We start from the raw sequence: 14,529 nt of genomic DNA, 5'->3' as shown, positions 1-14,529 counted from the left end.
CGTCTTCCGCGTCGGGATGGAGGGGTCGTAAGTCATTGAAAAAATTGGAGCGGGTAGCGAGAATCGAACTCGCGACATTCAGCTTGGGAAGCTGACGTTCTACCTCTGAACTATACCCGCATCGCCGAAGCGAGCGCGGAAGATATAGGGCGCGGAGCAAAAGAAAAGGCCCGGCGAACCGGGCCCCTGATTTTTCTCAGATCTGGCGACGGGCCTAATCGCGCACTTCCTCGACCTTGACGCCGCGCTTGGCCAGCATGGTCTGGACGCTGTCGGCGCCTGCCAGGTGGCCTGCGCCCACCGAGATGAAGGCCGTGCCCGAGCCTTCCAGCAGGGTCAGGATCTGCCGGGTCCAGTCGGCGTTGCGGCGCGTCAGCATGACGTCGTACATTTCAGGCGACTGGGCCTTCATCTCCTGGCCGATCAGGGCGTCAAGGCTGTCGACGTCGCCGGTCGACCAGGCGCCGACCATGCGGCCCAGGAACTCGGGCGCCTGCTCGAACTCCTTCAAGCCGGAGCGCAGCATGGCCAGTTGCGCCTCTTCGGACATGTCGGCGATGAAGCCGATCTGTTGCGCCATCGTCTCAAAGCCCTTGATCGGCTTGCCGGCGGCGGCGGCGCGGGCGTGCAGCACCTGGTCCCCGCCGTTTTGCGGCAGATAGCCGGCCTTGGTGATGCTGGCGATCGCCAGTTGCAGGGCCGCGAACCAGGGACGCAAGGGATCCAGCGAAGCCCCCGTGGAGCCGACCTGGCGTGCGGCGGCGTCGAGGTCGGCCAGTTCTTCAACCGTCAGCAGGCTGGACAGGGGGCGGTCCGGCGACACGCCCTTGGCCTGAATGATCGGCACGGCGCCGGCTGCATCGTTCAGATCGGCGATCTCGAACCAGTATTCATCGGCGCTGGCGAAGGCCCGGTCGAGCTTGGCGCTGCCCCAAGGCGTCTCGGGCTTCAGCACATGGACGGTGCCGAACAGATAGAGGGTCGAATCCTCGTCCTTCACCACCCACAGGCGCGGGCCGGATCCGGCCGGAGCGGCCACCACCGCGGCAGGATCGACGGCGGCGGGCGCGGCCTGGGCGAAGGCGGGGGTGCTCGGCGCCAGCAGGGCGGCCCCGAGGGCGACGACGGAGACAGAGGCGCAGGCGCGGCTCCAGAGGCGGCGGATCATGGTCGGGCTCCTAAGTCGCAGGAAAAAAGGGAGACGCGTCAACCCTCTTCGTCGATGAAGATGGACTCGATGGGCATCTCAAACAGCCGCGCGATCTTGAAGGCCAGCGGCAGGGAGGGGTCGTAGCGGCCGGTCTCCAGCGCATTCACCGTCTGGCGCGAGACGCCCAGTTCCTGCGCCAGGTGCGCCTGGCTCCAGTCGCGCTCGGCGCGCAATACCTTGAGGCGGTTCTTCACGGCGTCCTCCTCATCGGCGTCCCAGCCACCACCAGGCCCAGGCCAGGCCGTAGCCGGCGAGCTGGAACAGAAGAATGGCCATCATGCCGGTCAACAGCAGTTCCGGCGGCGTCTCGCCCGCCCATTGCGGCAGCACGACCTCTTCGCGCCGCAGCGACAGGACCATCAACAGCACGGCGCCGACCGCCATGCCGCTGGTCCCGCCCCAGAACCACGCCCATTTATGGGCCTCGCGCGCGGCCTCGTCGAGATGACGCCACCACCAGACGCAGATCAGCAGCGCCCCCGCCATCACCAGACTCAGCATCACAGCGGTCATGGCGAACCCGCCCACGCCGGGCTGGTCGGACAGGATCACGCCCAGAACGCCGCCGATCAGCCCCAGACCCAGGGATACGGCGAACACCAGCAGGGCGCCGCGAATCCCAAGCGGCTTGAACGATTTGAACGACATCGGCGCTCTCAGGCAAAAACAGACAAGTTTGTTTGTCAGTCCCAGCGCACCACGTCAAGCGTGTTTGTCACATGCCGCCGTCATTCCGGCGCGTTCAGCAGCTCCGGCCGGCTGAGGGCCCGGGGCGATTGTTCGACGGCGGCCAGTTCGGGCAGTTCCTTGCCTTCGTGGTCGACCTTCAGGTCCTCGAAACGGCGGGCCGAGACCATGACCTGGCTCTCCAGCGAGCCGACGAACTGGTTGTAGCGGCCGACCGCCGCGTCCAGCGCCTTGCCGACCGAGGCGGCGTGGCCGCCCATCACCGACAGGCGCTTGTAGAGCTCCTTGCCCAGGCGGGCGACGTCCTCGGCGTTCCGGGCTTGCTCCTCGGCGCGCCAGCCGTAGGCGACGGCCTTGCACAAGGCGAACAGGGTGGTGGGGGTGACGATGACCACGCGCGAGGCCATGGCCGTGGTCATCAGGTCCGGCTCATGGTCCAGGGCGGCGGCCAGGAAGGCGTCGCCGGGCACGAACATGGCGACGAAGTCGGGGCTGGGTTTGAACTGGTCCTGATAGGCCTTGGACGACAGCTGGCGCACGTGGGTCTTCATGCTGGCGGCGGTGCGCAGGGACATGGCGCGGGCCTGGGCCTCCTCGTCGCCGTCCGCCTCGTCAGGGAAGGCCAGGGAGACCTTGGCGTCGATGACGAACATGCCGCCGCCGGGCAGTTTGACGATGAAGTCCGGGCGCTGCTGGCGGCCCTCGTCATTGGCCGAGGAGTTCTGCTCCTCGAAGTCGAAGCGGCCGGCCATGCCTGCGGCTTCCAGCACGTTGCGGCAGGTCTGCTCGCCCCAGCGGCCGCGCCGGCCGGTGTTGCCTTTCAGGGCCTCGGTCAGGCGCCGCGCCTCGTCGCGGGTGGCGGTGGAGGCGGCCATCAACAGGTTGAGCTGCTCCTTCAGCCCGCCGGTCTCGTCGGCGCGGCTCTTCTCCAGAGCGGTGACGTGCTCCTGAAACTTGGCGAGGGTCTCCGAGACGGGCTTGAGCTGAGCCTCCATGCGCTCGCGCGCGACGCGGTCCTGGGCCTGGAAGGTCTCGGTGGCGCGGGCGACCAGCTTGGCCGCCACGGCCTCGGCCGACTGCGAAGCCTGAGCCTTGAGGAACTCGGCCATGGAGTCCCGGCTCTCCTCCATCAGCTCCAGCCGGGCGTCGGCGGCGTCGAGCGCCCCCTTCGTCTTCTGCCAGCCCATGTAGGCCCACAGGAAACCGCCGCCCGCCATCAGCGCGACGACCAGCAGGATGAGTTCGAGCGTGTTCATGCTCCGTTCCTAGCGGGAGTCGGGAACGGAAGAAAGTCGCCCGTCGGGATCCGGTTCAGGCGGGCCGCCGGGCCCGCAGCGCCTGGATGATGGTGCCGTCGTCCAGCCAGTCCAGCTCGCCGCCGACCGGCACGCCGCGCGCCAGCGACGTGACCTGCACCCCCGCCGCCGACAGGCGCTCGGCCAGGTAATGGGCCGTCGTCTGGCCGTCGACCGTGGCGGGCAGGGCCAGAACGACCTCCCTCGCCTCGCCGCCGCCCATTTCGCCGCCTTTGACCCGGCCGATCAGTTCGGCGATGCGCAGCTGTTCGGGGCCGACGCCGTCCAGGGCGGACAGCAGGCCGCCCAGCACATGATACTTGCCGCGAAAGGCGCCCGAGCGCTCCATGGCCCACAGGGCGCCGGCCTCCTCGACCACGCAGATCAGGGCGTTGTCGCGGGTCTGGTCCGAGCAGACCGAGCAGGGATCGCGCGTATCGGGCGCACCGCAGACCGAGCAGTTGACGACCTTGGCCGCCGTCTCGGCCAGAGACGCCGCCAGCGGGGCCAGCAGTTGCTCGCGCCGCTTCAACAGGGCCAGGGCCGCGCGCCGGGCCGAGCGCGGGCCCATGCCCGGCAGCTTGGCCAGCAGGCTGATGAGCCGTTCGATTTCCGGCCCGGCGGAAGCGGCCATCAGAAGAGTTTCGGCATTCCGGGGATGTTCATCCCGGCCATCGGCCCGGCGGCGTCGCGCATCAGAGCGTTGTTGATCTCGTCCAGCTTGCGCTTGGCGTCGGCGTGGGCGGCGACGATCAGGTCGGCCAGAATCTCGCCCTCGCCGGGGGCCATCAGGCTGTCGTCGATCTTCACCGAGGTGATTTCGCCGGGGCCTTTCAGGGCGACCGTGACAAGGCCGCCGCCCGAGGTGCCCTCGGCGGTGGATTCGGCCATTTTCGCCTGGGCGTCCTGCAGCTTCTGCTGCATCGCCTGGGCCTGTTGCATCAGGGCGTTGAGATCTTTCATGCCCCCTAGATAGGATCAAGCGCCGCCCGGCTCCAGACCCCCGCGAAGAAAGCGTGTCGCGGCGCCTTGCGGTTATTCGCTGAGAAATCGCCGGCCGATCCCTTGACGCGTCCGCCGCCCCTCCCTAATTAGCCACACCTGAAGTTGCTAATTAGTTTCTGGAGAAGCCCTAATGGCCTTTGACGCCCTTTCCAACCGTGACGTTCCGGTCTCCGACGCCGTTCTGGCCCGACTGTTCACCGAAGCCCGCACGCACAACGGCTGGAGCGACCGGCCGGTGTCCCAAGACCTGATTCGCAAGCTCTACGACCTGACCAAGTTCGGCCCCACGGCGGTCAACATGACCCCGGCCCGCTTCGTCTTCGTCACCTCGTCGGAAGCCAAGGCGCGCCTGGCCCCGCACATGGCCGAGGGCAACCGCGCCAAGACCCTGGCCGCGCCCGTCAACCTGATCATCGCCCAGGACATCGACTTCCACGACACCCTGCCCAAGCTGTTCCCCCACGCCCCGGGGGTGCGCGACTGGTTCCTGGACGAGGCCGGCCGACGCGAGGCCGCCTTCCGCAACGCCTCGCTGCAGGGCGGCTATCTGACCATCGCCGCGCGGGCGCTGGGTCTGGATGTCGGTCCCATGTCAGGCTTCGACCCGGCGGGCGTGAAGGCAGAGTTCTTCCCCGACAGCAATGTCGAGCCGAATTTCATCATGAACCTGGGCTACGGCACGGACGAGAACCTGTTCCCCCGCTCGCCCCGCCTCGACTTCGAGGAAGCCGCGCAGATTCTGTAAGCGGCATCCCTCTCCTCCCCACTTTGTGGGGAGGGGGACCGCGAAGCGGTGGAAGGGCTTAACGACGGCGAAACCCAGACGCCCCTCCGTCTCGGCAGCTCCGCGTCCGATCCACCTCCCCACGCAGTGGGGAGGGGAAACTCAGTCGTCGTCGCCCGCCTCGCCGTCCTCAGGGATGGCGGGCATCTCGACGGCCGGGGCCAGGGTGACGATCTCCTTGATCTCGGCGCCGGGGAAGGCCTGCATGATCGACACCACGAAGGGGTCCGCCTCGACCGCCGCGCGGCGGGCGGCGCGGGCCTTCTTCTCGACCTCGATCAGGGTCTCGCCGCCGCCCTGGCCGTTGGCGGCGATCAGCCAGGTGCGGCCGGTCCACTCTTTCAGACGACCCGCCAGACGCCGCGCCAGATCGTGGGGCGAGCCCTCGGCCGGTTCATAGGTGATGGCGCCGGGGCGGAAGCTGACCACGCGGACGTAACGCTCCACGTCCATCTGCAGGGTGATCTCCCGCTTCTCGCCGATCAGGGCGACCACGGCCTCGAAGGTCTGCGGATCCGGGAGGGCGGGCGCCGCCATCGGCCGCGCCGCCAGCATGGCCGAGGCGCCGCCGCCTCCGCCGCCCGAGCCCCCGCCGCGAGGCCCCGCGCCGCCGCCGGGCACGCCGCCCGACTGGATCGCCTTCAGCGCCTCTTCCGGCCCGGGCAAGTCGGCGGCGTAGGCCAGCCGCACGATGGCCATTTCCACCGCATCGGCGGGATTGGGCGCGCGACGCACCTCGTCCAGCGCCTTCAGCAGCATCTGCCACGTCCGCGACAGGGTGCCCGCCGAGATGGCCGCGCCCAGCGCCGCCAGCTTCTGCGCCTGATCGCCGGGCAGGCGCGTGGCGTTCGGCCCCAGCATCTTGGCGACCGACGCCGCGTGGCAGTGCTCCAGCAGGTCGTTGGCCACCTGCACCGGATCGGCGCCGTAGCCATACAGGGTGCGGAAGGTCGTCAGGGCTTCGGCCGTCTTGCCCGCCATCGTCTGTTCGAACAGGGCGATGGTTTGGGTGCGGTCGGCCAGGCCCAGCATGTCGCGCACCGTGGCCGTCTCGACCACCGCGCCGCGTTCAGCCTGAACCAGCGCCTGATCCAGCAGCGACAGGCCGTCGCGCACCGACCCTTCGGCCGCGCGCGAGATCAGGGCAAGGGCCTCCTGCTCGATCTTCATGCCCTCGCGTTCGGCGACGCGGCCCAGATGGCCGACCAGAACCTCCGGCTCGACCCGGCGCAGGTCGAAACGCTGGCAGCGGCTGAGGATCGTCACCGGCACCTTGCGGATTTCGGTGGTGGCGAAGATGAATTTGGCGTGCGGCGGCGGCTCCTCCAGCGTCTTCAGCAAGGCGTTGAACGCCTGCGTCGACAGCATGTGGACCTCGTCCAGCACATAGACCTTGTAGCGCGCCTCGACCGGCGCGTAGCGGACGCTTTCGAGGATGTCGCGGATGTCGTTGACGCCGGTGTGCGAGGCGGCGTCCATCTCCATCACGTCCATGTGCTGGCCCGCCATGATGGCGGCGTCGTGCCGGCCGGTGAGGCTCAGCGCCAGGGACGGCTTGTCGATGGTCTCGGTTTCGTTGTTGAGCGCGCGGGCCAGCAGGCGCGCGGTCGTGGTCTTGCCGACGCCCCGCACCCCGGTCAGCATGAAGGCGTGGGCGATCCGGCCTGTGGCGAAGGCGTTGGTCAGGGTGCGGACCATCGCCTCCTGGCCGATCAGGTCCTCGAACGCGCGCGGCCGGTATTTGCGGGCCAGAACGGTGTAGGCCTCGCCCTCGGCGGGCGGCGCCTCGAAAGCTTTAAGATCGGACACAGGCGCGTGCTCCGCCTTCGGTTCAGGCGCCGGTTCGGGTGCGGCGGCAGGCGGCGGGGCGCCGAACATGTCGCTGGTGTTGGGGTCGCGCTCTTCGACTTCGGGCGCGTCTTCCTCCCAGGGAGGACCATCGAGACTGTGATCGGCGTCGCTCATGGCCCTGTCTTAGCGCGAAGGGATGCGGTCGCGCACCCCCTCGCGCCTTAGAGAGGCTCAGAGATCGGTGGGCAGTTGGCCGCCGTTGTCGCGGATCTTCTGAATCACCTGCTTGTGCAGCCAGATGTTCATGCTGGCGCTGTCCGACTTGTCGCCAGTGTAGCCCAGTTCGTCGGCCAGTTCCTTGCGCTCGGCCAGCGACGATTCCAGGCCGACCAGCTTCATCAGGTCGACGATGGAGGTGCGCCAGTTCAGCTTCTGGTCGCGCTGCTCGTTCATGAAGTCCAGGATGCCGGCGACATCGACCTCGGGCGCAGGCTGGGGCGCGACGGCGGCTGCGGTGGGCGCGGGCGCCAGGGTCGGGGCCGTCGCTTCAGGCGCGGGCGCAGCAGGCGTCGCCTCCTTCTTCTTGAAGACGCCGCCGAGGATCTTGCCGAGAATGCTCATTCGCCTGCTCCGGAAAAGGGATGAAGCCCTTTCAGCGAATGAGGCGCGGCCCGGTTCCGTGAAGCTTGCACGACGGGCAATGCTCGCGCTTTCTTCTGCGGTCATCCTCGGGCTTGACCCGAGGATCGGGCCAACCGCCTGCGCATTGTCGGAGATGTCTCACGCGCCGCAACACTCGATCCTCGGGTCAAGCCCGAGGATGACGGCGGAGATGCAGGAGATAGCGCGCTCAAGCAGCGAGGCTCCGCGAGCCGAGCGATAGCGCATAAAATGGCGCTCAAGTCGTGAGCGCCCGCGGCGCGAACATAGCGCCCCAAGATAAGGTGGAGACCGCGACCCGAAGGGGAATTCGTTGTGGCTGCTGCCTTCCGGCCCTGACCAGGTTGGCGAAGCCTTCGCCCGCGATCTCCGAGAGGGGATATGACGGCGGACGGCGCGGGAATCAAGCCCTCCCCTGCGCGGGCGGTCGGGAGTATGAAGCGCCATGCCCTACCGTCACGCCTTTTCCGGCAATCCGCTCGACCGCTCCGGCGACCTTCGCAACGATGCCGCCTGGCTGGCCGAACAGGAGGCCAATCCCGAAGCCCTGGCCATGATCCTGTGGGAGGGTCGGCCGCTGATCGAACCGCATGACGGCGCCGAGCGGCTGGTCTGGCTGTCGCTGGGCCATGCGCGCGATTTGGCGCGCGACCGCGACGTCTTCCTGGGACTGTGGAAGGGGGCGCCGGTGTTCGCCGCCGAGTTCGAGGGCTCCATCGACCCGACCAGCGGACCGGCCGGCGGCCTGGGCCGCTTCGTCGAGATGCGCGAGGCGGCGCTCGTCCTGCCCGAGGCCGACGCCGGCATCGCCGCCACGGCCAAGAGCCTGTTCGACTGGCGCCGCCGCCACGGCTTCTGCGCCGCCTGCGGCAAGGCGACCGATCAGGCGTCCGGCGGCTGGAAGCGCGTCTGCCCGGCCTGCGGGACCGAGCATTTTCCCCGCGTCGACCCCGTCGTCATCATGCTGCCGATCTACAAGGGCGGCGCCGAGCCCCTGTGCCTGCTGGGCCGTCAGGCCGCCTGGCCAGAAGGCCGGATGTCGGCTCTGGCGGGCTTCATGGAGCCGGGCGAAGCGATCGAGGAGGCCTGCGCCCGCGAGGTGATGGAGGAAGCCGGTCTGACGGTGTCGGACGTACGCTACCACTCCAGCCAGCCCTGGCCCTTCCCGGCTCAGCTGATGATCGGCCTGATCGCCGAGGTCACGACCGACGAGGCCGCCCCCGACCAGACCGAACTGGAGGCTGTCGCCTGGCTGACCAAGGCCGAGGCCCGCGCCGTTCTGGACGAGACCCACCCGACCATCCACGCCCCGCCGCCCTACGCCATCGCGCGACGGCTGCTGGAAAGCTGGGCGGCGGAGTAAAGCCCTTCTCCCCTTGTGGGAGAAGGTGGGCGCCGGAGGCGCTCGGATGAGGGGTGTCGGCGTCGCGCTTGGAAAATGATGGTGTGACGTGGCAGCCGAATCTTCGCGCCGCCTCGTAGTCACCCCTCATCCGTCTCGCTGCGCGAGCCACCTTCTCCCACAAGGGGAGAAGGACGAGTCACGCCAACGCTCGCGCCGCCTCCAGATCCGCCGGATTGTCCACCGACAGCGGCGCCTCGTCGATTACTGAGGCCCAGATCTGCAGCCCCATCTCCAGGGCGCGCAGCTGCTCCAGCTTCTCGCGCGTCTCCAGCGGCGAGGGCGGGGCGGCGCAGAAGCGGGCCAGGGCCTGACGGCGATAGCCGTAGATGCCGACGTGGCGCCAGACGGCTCCGTCGCCGTAGAGGGTCGAGCGGGTGAAATACAGGGCTCGGCCCGTCGTCGCGCCTTGCGGCAGGGCCAGGACCGCCTTGACCACGTCGGGATTGGTCCGATCCGAAACATCCGCCTCGGCCGCGACCAGGGTGGCGATGTCGCAGGCTGATTCGCGCGTCAGCAACTCGGCGCAGGCCTGCGCCAGCCCCGGCGAGGCGAAGGGCATGTCGCCCTGGATATTGATGACCACCTCATGAGCGCCGTCAGGATCGACCGCCTGGGCCGCCGCCAGGATGCGGTCCGAGCCGCTGGGCAGGTCCGGATCGGTCAGCACCGCCTCCCCGCCCGCCCCCTGCACCGCCGCGACGATCTCGGGATCGCCGGCCGCCACGGCCACGCGGAAGCCCGACAGCGACGCCTGCTCCCAGGCGCGCACGATCATGGGCTTGCCGCCGATGTCAGCCAGAGGCTTGCCGGGCAAACGGGTGGCGGCCATGCGAGCGGGTATCATTATCAGGGGTTTCATGGTCGCCAAGCGCCTTGAAAACGCCCGGAAACGTCCGGGCCGGTTGCGAAGGTCGCGCTAGCGTGTAAGAGACGCCCACGCAAGAATACGCCTAAGCGCCGCTTTGCGGTCGCGGGGCTCATCTAGAGACGGGATGCGACGACGCGGAATGAGCGGCGATCTGAAGTGGAACAAGATTATGGGCGCGTGCTTGGGCACCGCCTTTGCGATCCTGGTGGTCCAGCAGGTTTCGGGCATGGTCTACCACACCAAGCAGCCCGAAAAGATGGGCTACTTCGTCGACGCGCCGGATGAATCGGCCGCGGGCGCGGCTGAAGCCGCCCTGCCGATCGACTGGGGCACGGTCCTGCCGACCGCCGACCTGGCCGCCGGCGAAGCCGCCTTTGCGCGCTGCCAGGCCTGTCACACCGTGAACTCGGGCGGCGCCGACGGCATCGGCCCGAACCTGTTCGGCCTGGTCGGCGGCCCGGTCATGCACCGCGCCGGCTTCGCCTATTCGGACGCCATGGCCAAGCATAAGGCCGAGGCTCCGACCTGGAACTACGACGAGCTGGATCACTTCATCAACGCGCCGGGCCGCTATGTCCCGGGCACCAAGATGTCCTTCGCCGGCATTCGCGACGAGCAGACCCGCATCAACCTGATCGCCTGGCTGCGCACGCAAGGCTCGGGCGGTTACGCCATCCCGGCGCCGGACCCCGCGCGCCAACCGGGCGCCGCCGCCCCGGCCGAAGGCGAAGCCCCGGCCGCTGAAGGCGCCGCGGCCACCGAAGCTGGTTCGGCTCCGGCAGAGGCCCCGGCCGACGCCCCCGCGACTCAAGCGACGAACCCGGCGCCGCAAGCCTGAGGCTGACGGACAGTAGACGACGGAAAGGCGGCCCTCGGGTCGCCTTTCTTCGTTTCAGGGATCAGGTGGAGGGTTCAGACCCGACGGAAGATCGCAGACGCGAAGCCGTCGGCGGTCAGGCGCGCCTCGACCTCGGCCAAGGTCTCGATCACCACGCCGCCGCGCGCGCCGGTCGCATGAATGATGCGCTCAGCGTCAACCATCAGCGCGGAATGGCCGGTCCAGTCGCCCTCGGCCGAGGACAGCCAGATCGCCAGATCGCCGCGCCGGACGCCGTTTCGCGGCACGGCGCGGCCGATTTCGGCCTGCTCTGAAGCACGGCGCGGGCCGGGCAGGCCGCAGGCGAACAGAGCCTGCTGCACCAGCCCGGAACAGTCGGTCTCCACCGAAGACCGCGCGCCCAGAGCGTGAGGTCGGCCCAGCAGACGCTCGGCCACAGCGACCAGATCGCGCTCGAAGGCGCCGACAGATTCGAGATCAGCCTCGGACAGGCCGTGCGCGTCTGCGCCGACCAGGGCGTTCAGCGGCAAGGCGGCGGAAACGGACGCCACGCGCCGGGTCGCCGGGGGCGCGCCGGAGGCCAGAGCCGCCAGCGACACCCACCCCACCACGCCGTCCCGCCGCGCCCGGCCCCAGGCGCGGTCCTCGCGACGCTCCAACACGTCAAAGGCCTCGCCGAACAGCAGCTGGTCGATGCGTTGTCCGTCGTCAGCGACGATATCGGCGACTGGCAGGCGGCAGTGAGAGGGATCGGTCGGGCGATAGGCCTCGGCCCGCATCAGACCTTCCAGCGCCTGTTCGGCCAGCACGACACGATCCCCGTCCCGCAGGATCAGGGGCGCGCCAGGCGGCAGCAGGGCCAGGACATCGGTCAAGCGGCGGTCTCTCGACGGCTCGTACAAATCGAACCCCCGACCCTAGGCGTCGATCCCAAAGGGGGCGTTAACAGCCTTGGCTATTTGACGAATTTGTCGCTGAGGTAGCGGAAGCAGGCGCGGATCGCCTGCGCCTCCCCGCCTTCGGGCCAGCCGGGTCGGGCGCGCGGATTCCAGGCGAAGACGTCCATGTGCGCCCAGCTTCCCGCCGTCGGGGCGAACTTCTGCAGGAACAGGGCCGCCGTCACCGACCCGGCCTGGGCCCAGGCGGCGGAATCGTTGCGCACGTCGGCGATCTCGCTGTCCAGCGAGGCGCGATAGCCCGCCCACAAAGGCATCCGCCACAGGGGGTCGCCCACGGCCCGGCCCGCGCTCAGCAGGCCCTCGGCCAGGGCGTCGTCGTCGGTGTAGAGCGGCGGCAGTTCGGGACCGAGCGCGATGCGCGCCGCGCCGGTCAGGGTGGCGAAGTCCAGCGTCAGGTCCGGCTGGTGCTCGCCCGCCCGCGTCAGCACGTCGGCCAGGATCAGCCGCCCTTCCGCGTCGGTGTTGCCGATCTCGATGGTCAGGCCCTTGCGGCTGTTCAGGATGTCGCCCGGCCGGAAGGCGTCGGCCGACACGGCGTTCTCGACCGCCGCGACCAGCACCACCAGACGCACCGGCAGCTCGGCCTGCATGATCAGGCGGCCCAGCGCCAGGGCGTGGGCGGCGCCGCCCATGTCCTTCTTCATATTGCGCATCCCGGCGGCGGGCTTGAGGTCCAGGCCGCCGGTGTCGAACACCACCCCCTTGCCGACCAGGGCCACCAGCGGCAGGTCCGCCCGGTCCAGGTTCCAGCCGATCTCCAGCACCCGCGGCGCGCGGTGCGGGGCGGCGGCGCGGCCGACGGCGTGGACGGCCGGATAGTTGTCTTCGAGCAGGGCGTCGCCGATCGTGACGGTCAGGCTCGCGCCCGCCGCCTCGGCGATCTCGCGCGCAATGGTTTCAAGCTGCAGCGGCCCCATGTCGGCGGCGGGGGTGTCGACCATCTCGCGGGTCAGGGCGCAGGCGGCCGCGATGTTCAGCGTGGCCGCCATATCAAGACCGTCCGGCGCGACCAAGCGGGCGCGGCCGCGCTCCGGTCGGGCCTTGTAACGGTCAAACAGATAGCCCCCCAGCGCAAAGGCCAGAGCGGCCGAACGCGCCGCCTCGCCCTCGACGCCCTCCAGTCGCCAGTCGCCCGCAGGCAGGCGCGTCGGCAGGCCGCGCGCGTTCATGGGGTCGAATGCCTCGCCCGCGCCGAACAGGGCCTGCTCCGGCGCGCCGTCGGCACCCGGCACGACCAGCAGCTGCCCCGCCTTGCCGGTGAAGCCATTGGCCTCGGCCCAGGCGGCGATCCGTCCCTCCAGCGCCGCGCCAGACTTCACGATGCGGACCGGGCGCGCGGCCTCGGCGGCGGCGATCAGCAGTTCGGACTGAGGGGACATAGGGGGACCTTTCCGACGCTTAACGTCGATTAACCAAACCTTGACCCGTCGGCGCGACCCTAGGGGCTGAACCGCCACGGACCCTTCCATGTCGCGCAACGCCGCCCTCGTCGCAACCGTCAGCCTGACGCTTCTGGCCCTCGCCGCCCCGGCCCTGAGCCAGACTGCGCCCGCAGCCCGCGCGCCCGCCGACGCCGCCACGCGCGCGGGCTATGACCGCGCCGACGCCCTCAGCCGCTCGGTGTTCTGGACCCAGGAGCAGCAGCTCAACCCGATGGACCCGGTCGCCGGGGTCAAGCTGGCCCAAGCCCTGCGCGAACTCGGTCAGTTCGATCAGGCCGCCGAGACGGCGGAAGGGGTGCTGGTCGTCCAGCCCGGCAATGTCGAGGCCATGCTGGAGGTCGGGCGCGCCCACATCGCGCGCGGCCAGGCCTTCTACGGCATCGCCGCGCTGGAACAGGCCAAGGCCGCCGCGCCGCGCGATTGGCGCCCGCTGTCGCTGCTGGGCGTGGCCTATCAGCAGGTGCGCCGCCCCGACGACGCCAAGGCCGCCTGGGCCGAGGCCCTGCGCCTGTCGCCCGACAACGCCGACGTCCTGACCAACGCCGCCATCGCCCGCATCGGCGAGGGCGACGCGCCGTCGGCCGAGATCCTGTTGCGCCGCGCCGCCGCCCAGCCGGGCGCCGGCCTGCAGGTGCGCCAGAACCTGGCCCTGGCGTTGGGGCTGCAGGGCAAGACCGCCGAGGCCGAGGCCATCCTGCGCCGCGACCTGCCGCCCGAGGCGGCGGACCAGAACCTGCGCTGGCTGGCCGCGCGGATGCAGGGGGGCGCGGCGGCGAGCGCGGAGACTTCGCCCACGGCGCGGACGTGGTCGTCGTTGCAGGGCGGGTAGGACGCGCTCGACGCCTCTCCCTCCCCGTCCCGGGGAGGGTGGTCGGAGCAAAGCGGAGACCGGGTGGGGAGGGCCTGGTGATACGAAACTCGACGCGATCCCGGCCTCAGCGCCTAAATAGCCTTGCCGCCCCCACCCGGCTTCGCCTTTCAGGCTCAGCCACCCTCCCCGGGACGGGGAGGGAGAGGCGTCGCGTTCGCAGCCTCTCTTCACCTTCCGCCTCCAAACGCCTATCTTCATCCCGTGATCGACGACCTTTACAGCGCGCGCATCCTGTCGCTGGCGGCCAACCTGCCGCACAGCGGGCGCCTGCCTGCGCCCGAAGGCTCGGCCGAGCGGGTCGCCAAGCTGTGCGGGTCGAAGGCGATCATCGACGTGGCGCTGGACGCCGACGGCCGCGTCAGCCACTTCGCCCAGACGGTCAAGGCCTGCGCCCTGGGCCAGGCGGCGGCGGGCGTGGTCGGGGAAAACGTCCTCGGCGCCTCGGTTCAGGAGATCGAAGCCGCGCGCGACGCCATGTCCGCCATGCTGAAATCCGGCGGCGACGGCCCTGAGGGCCGCTTTGAAGGTTTGCGGGTGCTGAAGCAGGTCGCCGACTATCCAGCGCGCCACGCCTCGACCATGGTGGCGCTGGAGGCGACGCTGGACGCCGTCAAGCAGGCGTTGGCCAAACACCACAGCGATACGCGAACTCGTCTCGCCGGCGCGGCCTGAACGGCGCGTCGGTTGATCCCCCTGCCGTGAAGAGGGATAAGC

16 protein-coding genes, 1 tRNA gene and 1 other RNA gene are annotated in these 14,529 nt (G+C 69.7%); 5 read left to right on the top strand and 13 right to left on the bottom strand.

The window, feature by feature from the left end; genetic code table 11:
* Positions 1 to 45: 45 nt before the first annotated feature.
* The 7 genes from ACLBV5_RS13165 to ACLBV5_RS13135 all read right to left on the bottom strand — a co-directional run bounded on the left by ACLBV5_RS13165 (position 46) and on the right by ACLBV5_RS13135 (position 4,155).
* Positions 46 to 120 (bottom strand) — tRNA-Gly (locus ACLBV5_RS13165).
* A gap of 94 nt (positions 121 to 214) precedes the next feature.
* Complete coding sequence (locus tag ACLBV5_RS13160) at positions 215 to 1,168, bottom strand: TraB/GumN family protein (RefSeq protein WP_447605933.1); 954 nt, start codon at positions 1,166 to 1,168, stop codon at positions 215 to 217.
* A gap of 38 nt (positions 1,169 to 1,206) precedes the next feature.
* Positions 1,207 to 1,404: a helix-turn-helix transcriptional regulator gene (locus tag ACLBV5_RS13155; RefSeq protein ID WP_025976128.1), complete on the bottom strand. Its 198-nt coding sequence runs from the start codon at positions 1,402 to 1,404 to the stop codon at positions 1,207 to 1,209.
* A 10-nt stretch (positions 1,405 to 1,414) separates the two neighbouring features.
* Positions 1,415 to 1,858, bottom strand: a complete 444-nt coding sequence (locus ACLBV5_RS13150) for a hypothetical protein (RefSeq protein ID WP_447605932.1) — start codon at positions 1,856 to 1,858, stop codon at positions 1,415 to 1,417.
* 80 nt (positions 1,859 to 1,938) lie between these two features.
* Complete coding sequence (locus ACLBV5_RS13145; protein WP_312449257.1) at positions 1,939 to 3,153, bottom strand: DNA recombination protein RmuC; 1,215 nt, start codon at positions 3,151 to 3,153, stop codon at positions 1,939 to 1,941.
* Between the two features lie 55 nt (positions 3,154 to 3,208).
* A complete protein-coding gene (gene recR / locus ACLBV5_RS13140) occupies positions 3,209 to 3,826 on the bottom strand; it encodes a recombination mediator RecR (RefSeq protein WP_447605931.1) in 618 nt (205 codons plus the stop codon).
* On the bottom strand, positions 3,826 to 4,155 hold the full coding sequence (locus ACLBV5_RS13135) for a YbaB/EbfC family nucleoid-associated protein (RefSeq protein WP_025976124.1): 330 nt from the start codon (positions 4,153 to 4,155) through the stop codon (positions 3,826 to 3,828). Before ACLBV5_RS13135 ends, recR begins: the two co-directional genes overlap by 1 nt.
* Positions 4,156 to 4,327: 172 nt before the next feature.
* Between ACLBV5_RS13135 and ACLBV5_RS13130 the strand changes: the two genes are divergently transcribed.
* Positions 4,328 to 4,942, top strand: a complete 615-nt coding sequence (locus ACLBV5_RS13130) for a malonic semialdehyde reductase (RefSeq protein WP_392354814.1) — start codon at positions 4,328 to 4,330, stop codon at positions 4,940 to 4,942.
* Positions 4,943 to 5,083: 141 nt separating this feature from the next.
* Here ACLBV5_RS13130 and ACLBV5_RS13125 read toward each other — a convergent pair whose 3' ends face one another.
* The 3 genes from ACLBV5_RS13125 to ffs form a co-directional block, all read right to left on the bottom strand.
* A complete protein-coding gene (locus tag ACLBV5_RS13125; protein ID WP_447605930.1) occupies positions 5,084 to 6,946 on the bottom strand; it encodes a DNA polymerase III subunit gamma/tau in 1,863 nt (620 codons plus the stop codon).
* 57 nt (positions 6,947 to 7,003) lie between these two features.
* Positions 7,004 to 7,393: a DUF3597 domain-containing protein gene (locus ACLBV5_RS13120; RefSeq protein WP_025976121.1), complete on the bottom strand. Its 390-nt coding sequence runs from the start codon at positions 7,391 to 7,393 to the stop codon at positions 7,004 to 7,006.
* 319 nt (positions 7,394 to 7,712) lie between these two features.
* Positions 7,713 to 7,806: signal recognition particle sRNA small type (gene ffs / locus ACLBV5_RS13115), an RNA gene on the bottom strand.
* Positions 7,807 to 7,877: 71 nt separating this feature from the next.
* On the opposite strand from ffs, the gene nudC reads away from it, so the two are divergent.
* Entirely contained in the window at positions 7,878 to 8,795 is a 918-nt protein-coding gene (gene nudC / locus ACLBV5_RS13110; protein ID WP_303683865.1) for an NAD(+) diphosphatase, read from the top strand.
* Between the two features lie 178 nt (positions 8,796 to 8,973).
* Here the strand turns inward: nudC and ACLBV5_RS13105 are convergent, their stop codons facing one another.
* A complete protein-coding gene (locus ACLBV5_RS13105; RefSeq protein WP_025976119.1) occupies positions 8,974 to 9,696 on the bottom strand; it encodes a 3-deoxy-manno-octulosonate cytidylyltransferase in 723 nt (240 codons plus the stop codon).
* 148 nt (positions 9,697 to 9,844) lie between these two features.
* On the opposite strand from ACLBV5_RS13105, the gene ACLBV5_RS13100 reads away from it, so the two are divergent.
* Complete coding sequence (locus ACLBV5_RS13100) at positions 9,845 to 10,543, top strand: c-type cytochrome (protein ID WP_025976118.1); 699 nt, start codon at positions 9,845 to 9,847, stop codon at positions 10,541 to 10,543.
* 74 nt (positions 10,544 to 10,617) lie between these two features.
* On the opposite strand, the gene ACLBV5_RS13095 is transcribed toward ACLBV5_RS13100, so the two are convergent.
* On the bottom strand, positions 10,618 to 11,418 hold the full coding sequence (locus ACLBV5_RS13095) for a C40 family peptidase (protein ID WP_447605929.1): 801 nt from the start codon (positions 11,416 to 11,418) through the stop codon (positions 10,618 to 10,620).
* An 80-nt stretch (positions 11,419 to 11,498) separates the two neighbouring features.
* Positions 11,499 to 12,881, bottom strand: a complete 1,383-nt coding sequence (locus ACLBV5_RS13090; protein ID WP_447605928.1) for a leucyl aminopeptidase family protein — start codon at positions 12,879 to 12,881, stop codon at positions 11,499 to 11,501.
* Positions 12,882 to 12,969: 88 nt separating this feature from the next.
* Here ACLBV5_RS13090 and ACLBV5_RS13085 point away from each other — a divergent pair, with 88 nt between their 5' ends.
* Both ACLBV5_RS13085 and ACLBV5_RS13080 read left to right on the top strand, forming a co-directional pair.
* Positions 12,970 to 13,773 (top strand): tetratricopeptide repeat protein, encoded by an 804-nt coding sequence (locus tag ACLBV5_RS13085; RefSeq protein WP_278070285.1) that lies wholly within the window; start codon positions 12,970 to 12,972, stop codon positions 13,771 to 13,773.
* A 243-nt stretch (positions 13,774 to 14,016) separates the two neighbouring features.
* Entirely contained in the window at positions 14,017 to 14,487 is a 471-nt protein-coding gene (locus tag ACLBV5_RS13080) for an iron-sulfur cluster assembly scaffold protein (protein WP_447605927.1), read from the top strand.
* The last annotated feature ends 42 nt before the right edge of the window (positions 14,488 to 14,529 follow it).

This window comes from Brevundimonas sp. M1A4_2e (assembly GCF_053345555.1).
This window is presented reverse-complemented; position numbering and strand designations above follow the sequence as displayed.

Bases quoted from the DNA above. Each gene is read 5' to 3' on its own strand.
- ACLBV5_RS13160 (WP_447605933.1), bottom strand. From the start codon at position 1,168: ATGATCCGCCGCCTCTGGAGCCGCGCCTGCGCCTCTGTCTCCGTCGTC.
- ACLBV5_RS13150 (WP_447605932.1), bottom strand. From the start codon at position 1,858: ATGTCGTTCAAATCGTTCAAGCCGCTTGGGATTCGCGGCGCCCTGCTG.
- ACLBV5_RS13145 (WP_312449257.1), bottom strand. From the start codon at position 3,153: ATGAACACGCTCGAACTCATCCTGCTGGTCGTCGCGCTGATGGCGGGC.
- recR (WP_447605931.1), bottom strand. From the start codon at position 3,826: ATGGCCGCTTCCGCCGGGCCGGAAATCGAACGGCTCATCAGCCTGCTG.
- ACLBV5_RS13135 (WP_025976124.1), bottom strand. From the start codon at position 4,155: ATGAAAGATCTCAACGCCCTGATGCAACAGGCCCAGGCGATGCAGCAG.
- ACLBV5_RS13130 (WP_392354814.1), top strand. From the start codon at position 4,328: ATGGCCTTTGACGCCCTTTCCAACCGTGACGTTCCGGTCTCCGACGCC.
- ACLBV5_RS13125 (WP_447605930.1), bottom strand. From the start codon at position 6,946: ATGAGCGACGCCGATCACAGTCTCGATGGTCCTCCCTGGGAGGAAGAC.
- ACLBV5_RS13120 (WP_025976121.1), bottom strand. From the start codon at position 7,393: ATGAGCATTCTCGGCAAGATCCTCGGCGGCGTCTTCAAGAAGAAGGAG.
- nudC (WP_303683865.1), top strand. From the start codon at position 7,878: ATGCCCTACCGTCACGCCTTTTCCGGCAATCCGCTCGACCGCTCCGGC.
- ACLBV5_RS13105 (WP_025976119.1), bottom strand. From the start codon at position 9,696: ATGAAACCCCTGATAATGATACCCGCTCGCATGGCCGCCACCCGTTTG.
- ACLBV5_RS13100 (WP_025976118.1), top strand. From the start codon at position 9,845: ATGAGCGGCGATCTGAAGTGGAACAAGATTATGGGCGCGTGCTTGGGC.
- ACLBV5_RS13090 (WP_447605928.1), bottom strand. From the start codon at position 12,881: ATGTCCCCTCAGTCCGAACTGCTGATCGCCGCCGCCGAGGCCGCGCGC.
- ACLBV5_RS13085 (WP_278070285.1), top strand. From the start codon at position 12,970: ATGTCGCGCAACGCCGCCCTCGTCGCAACCGTCAGCCTGACGCTTCTG.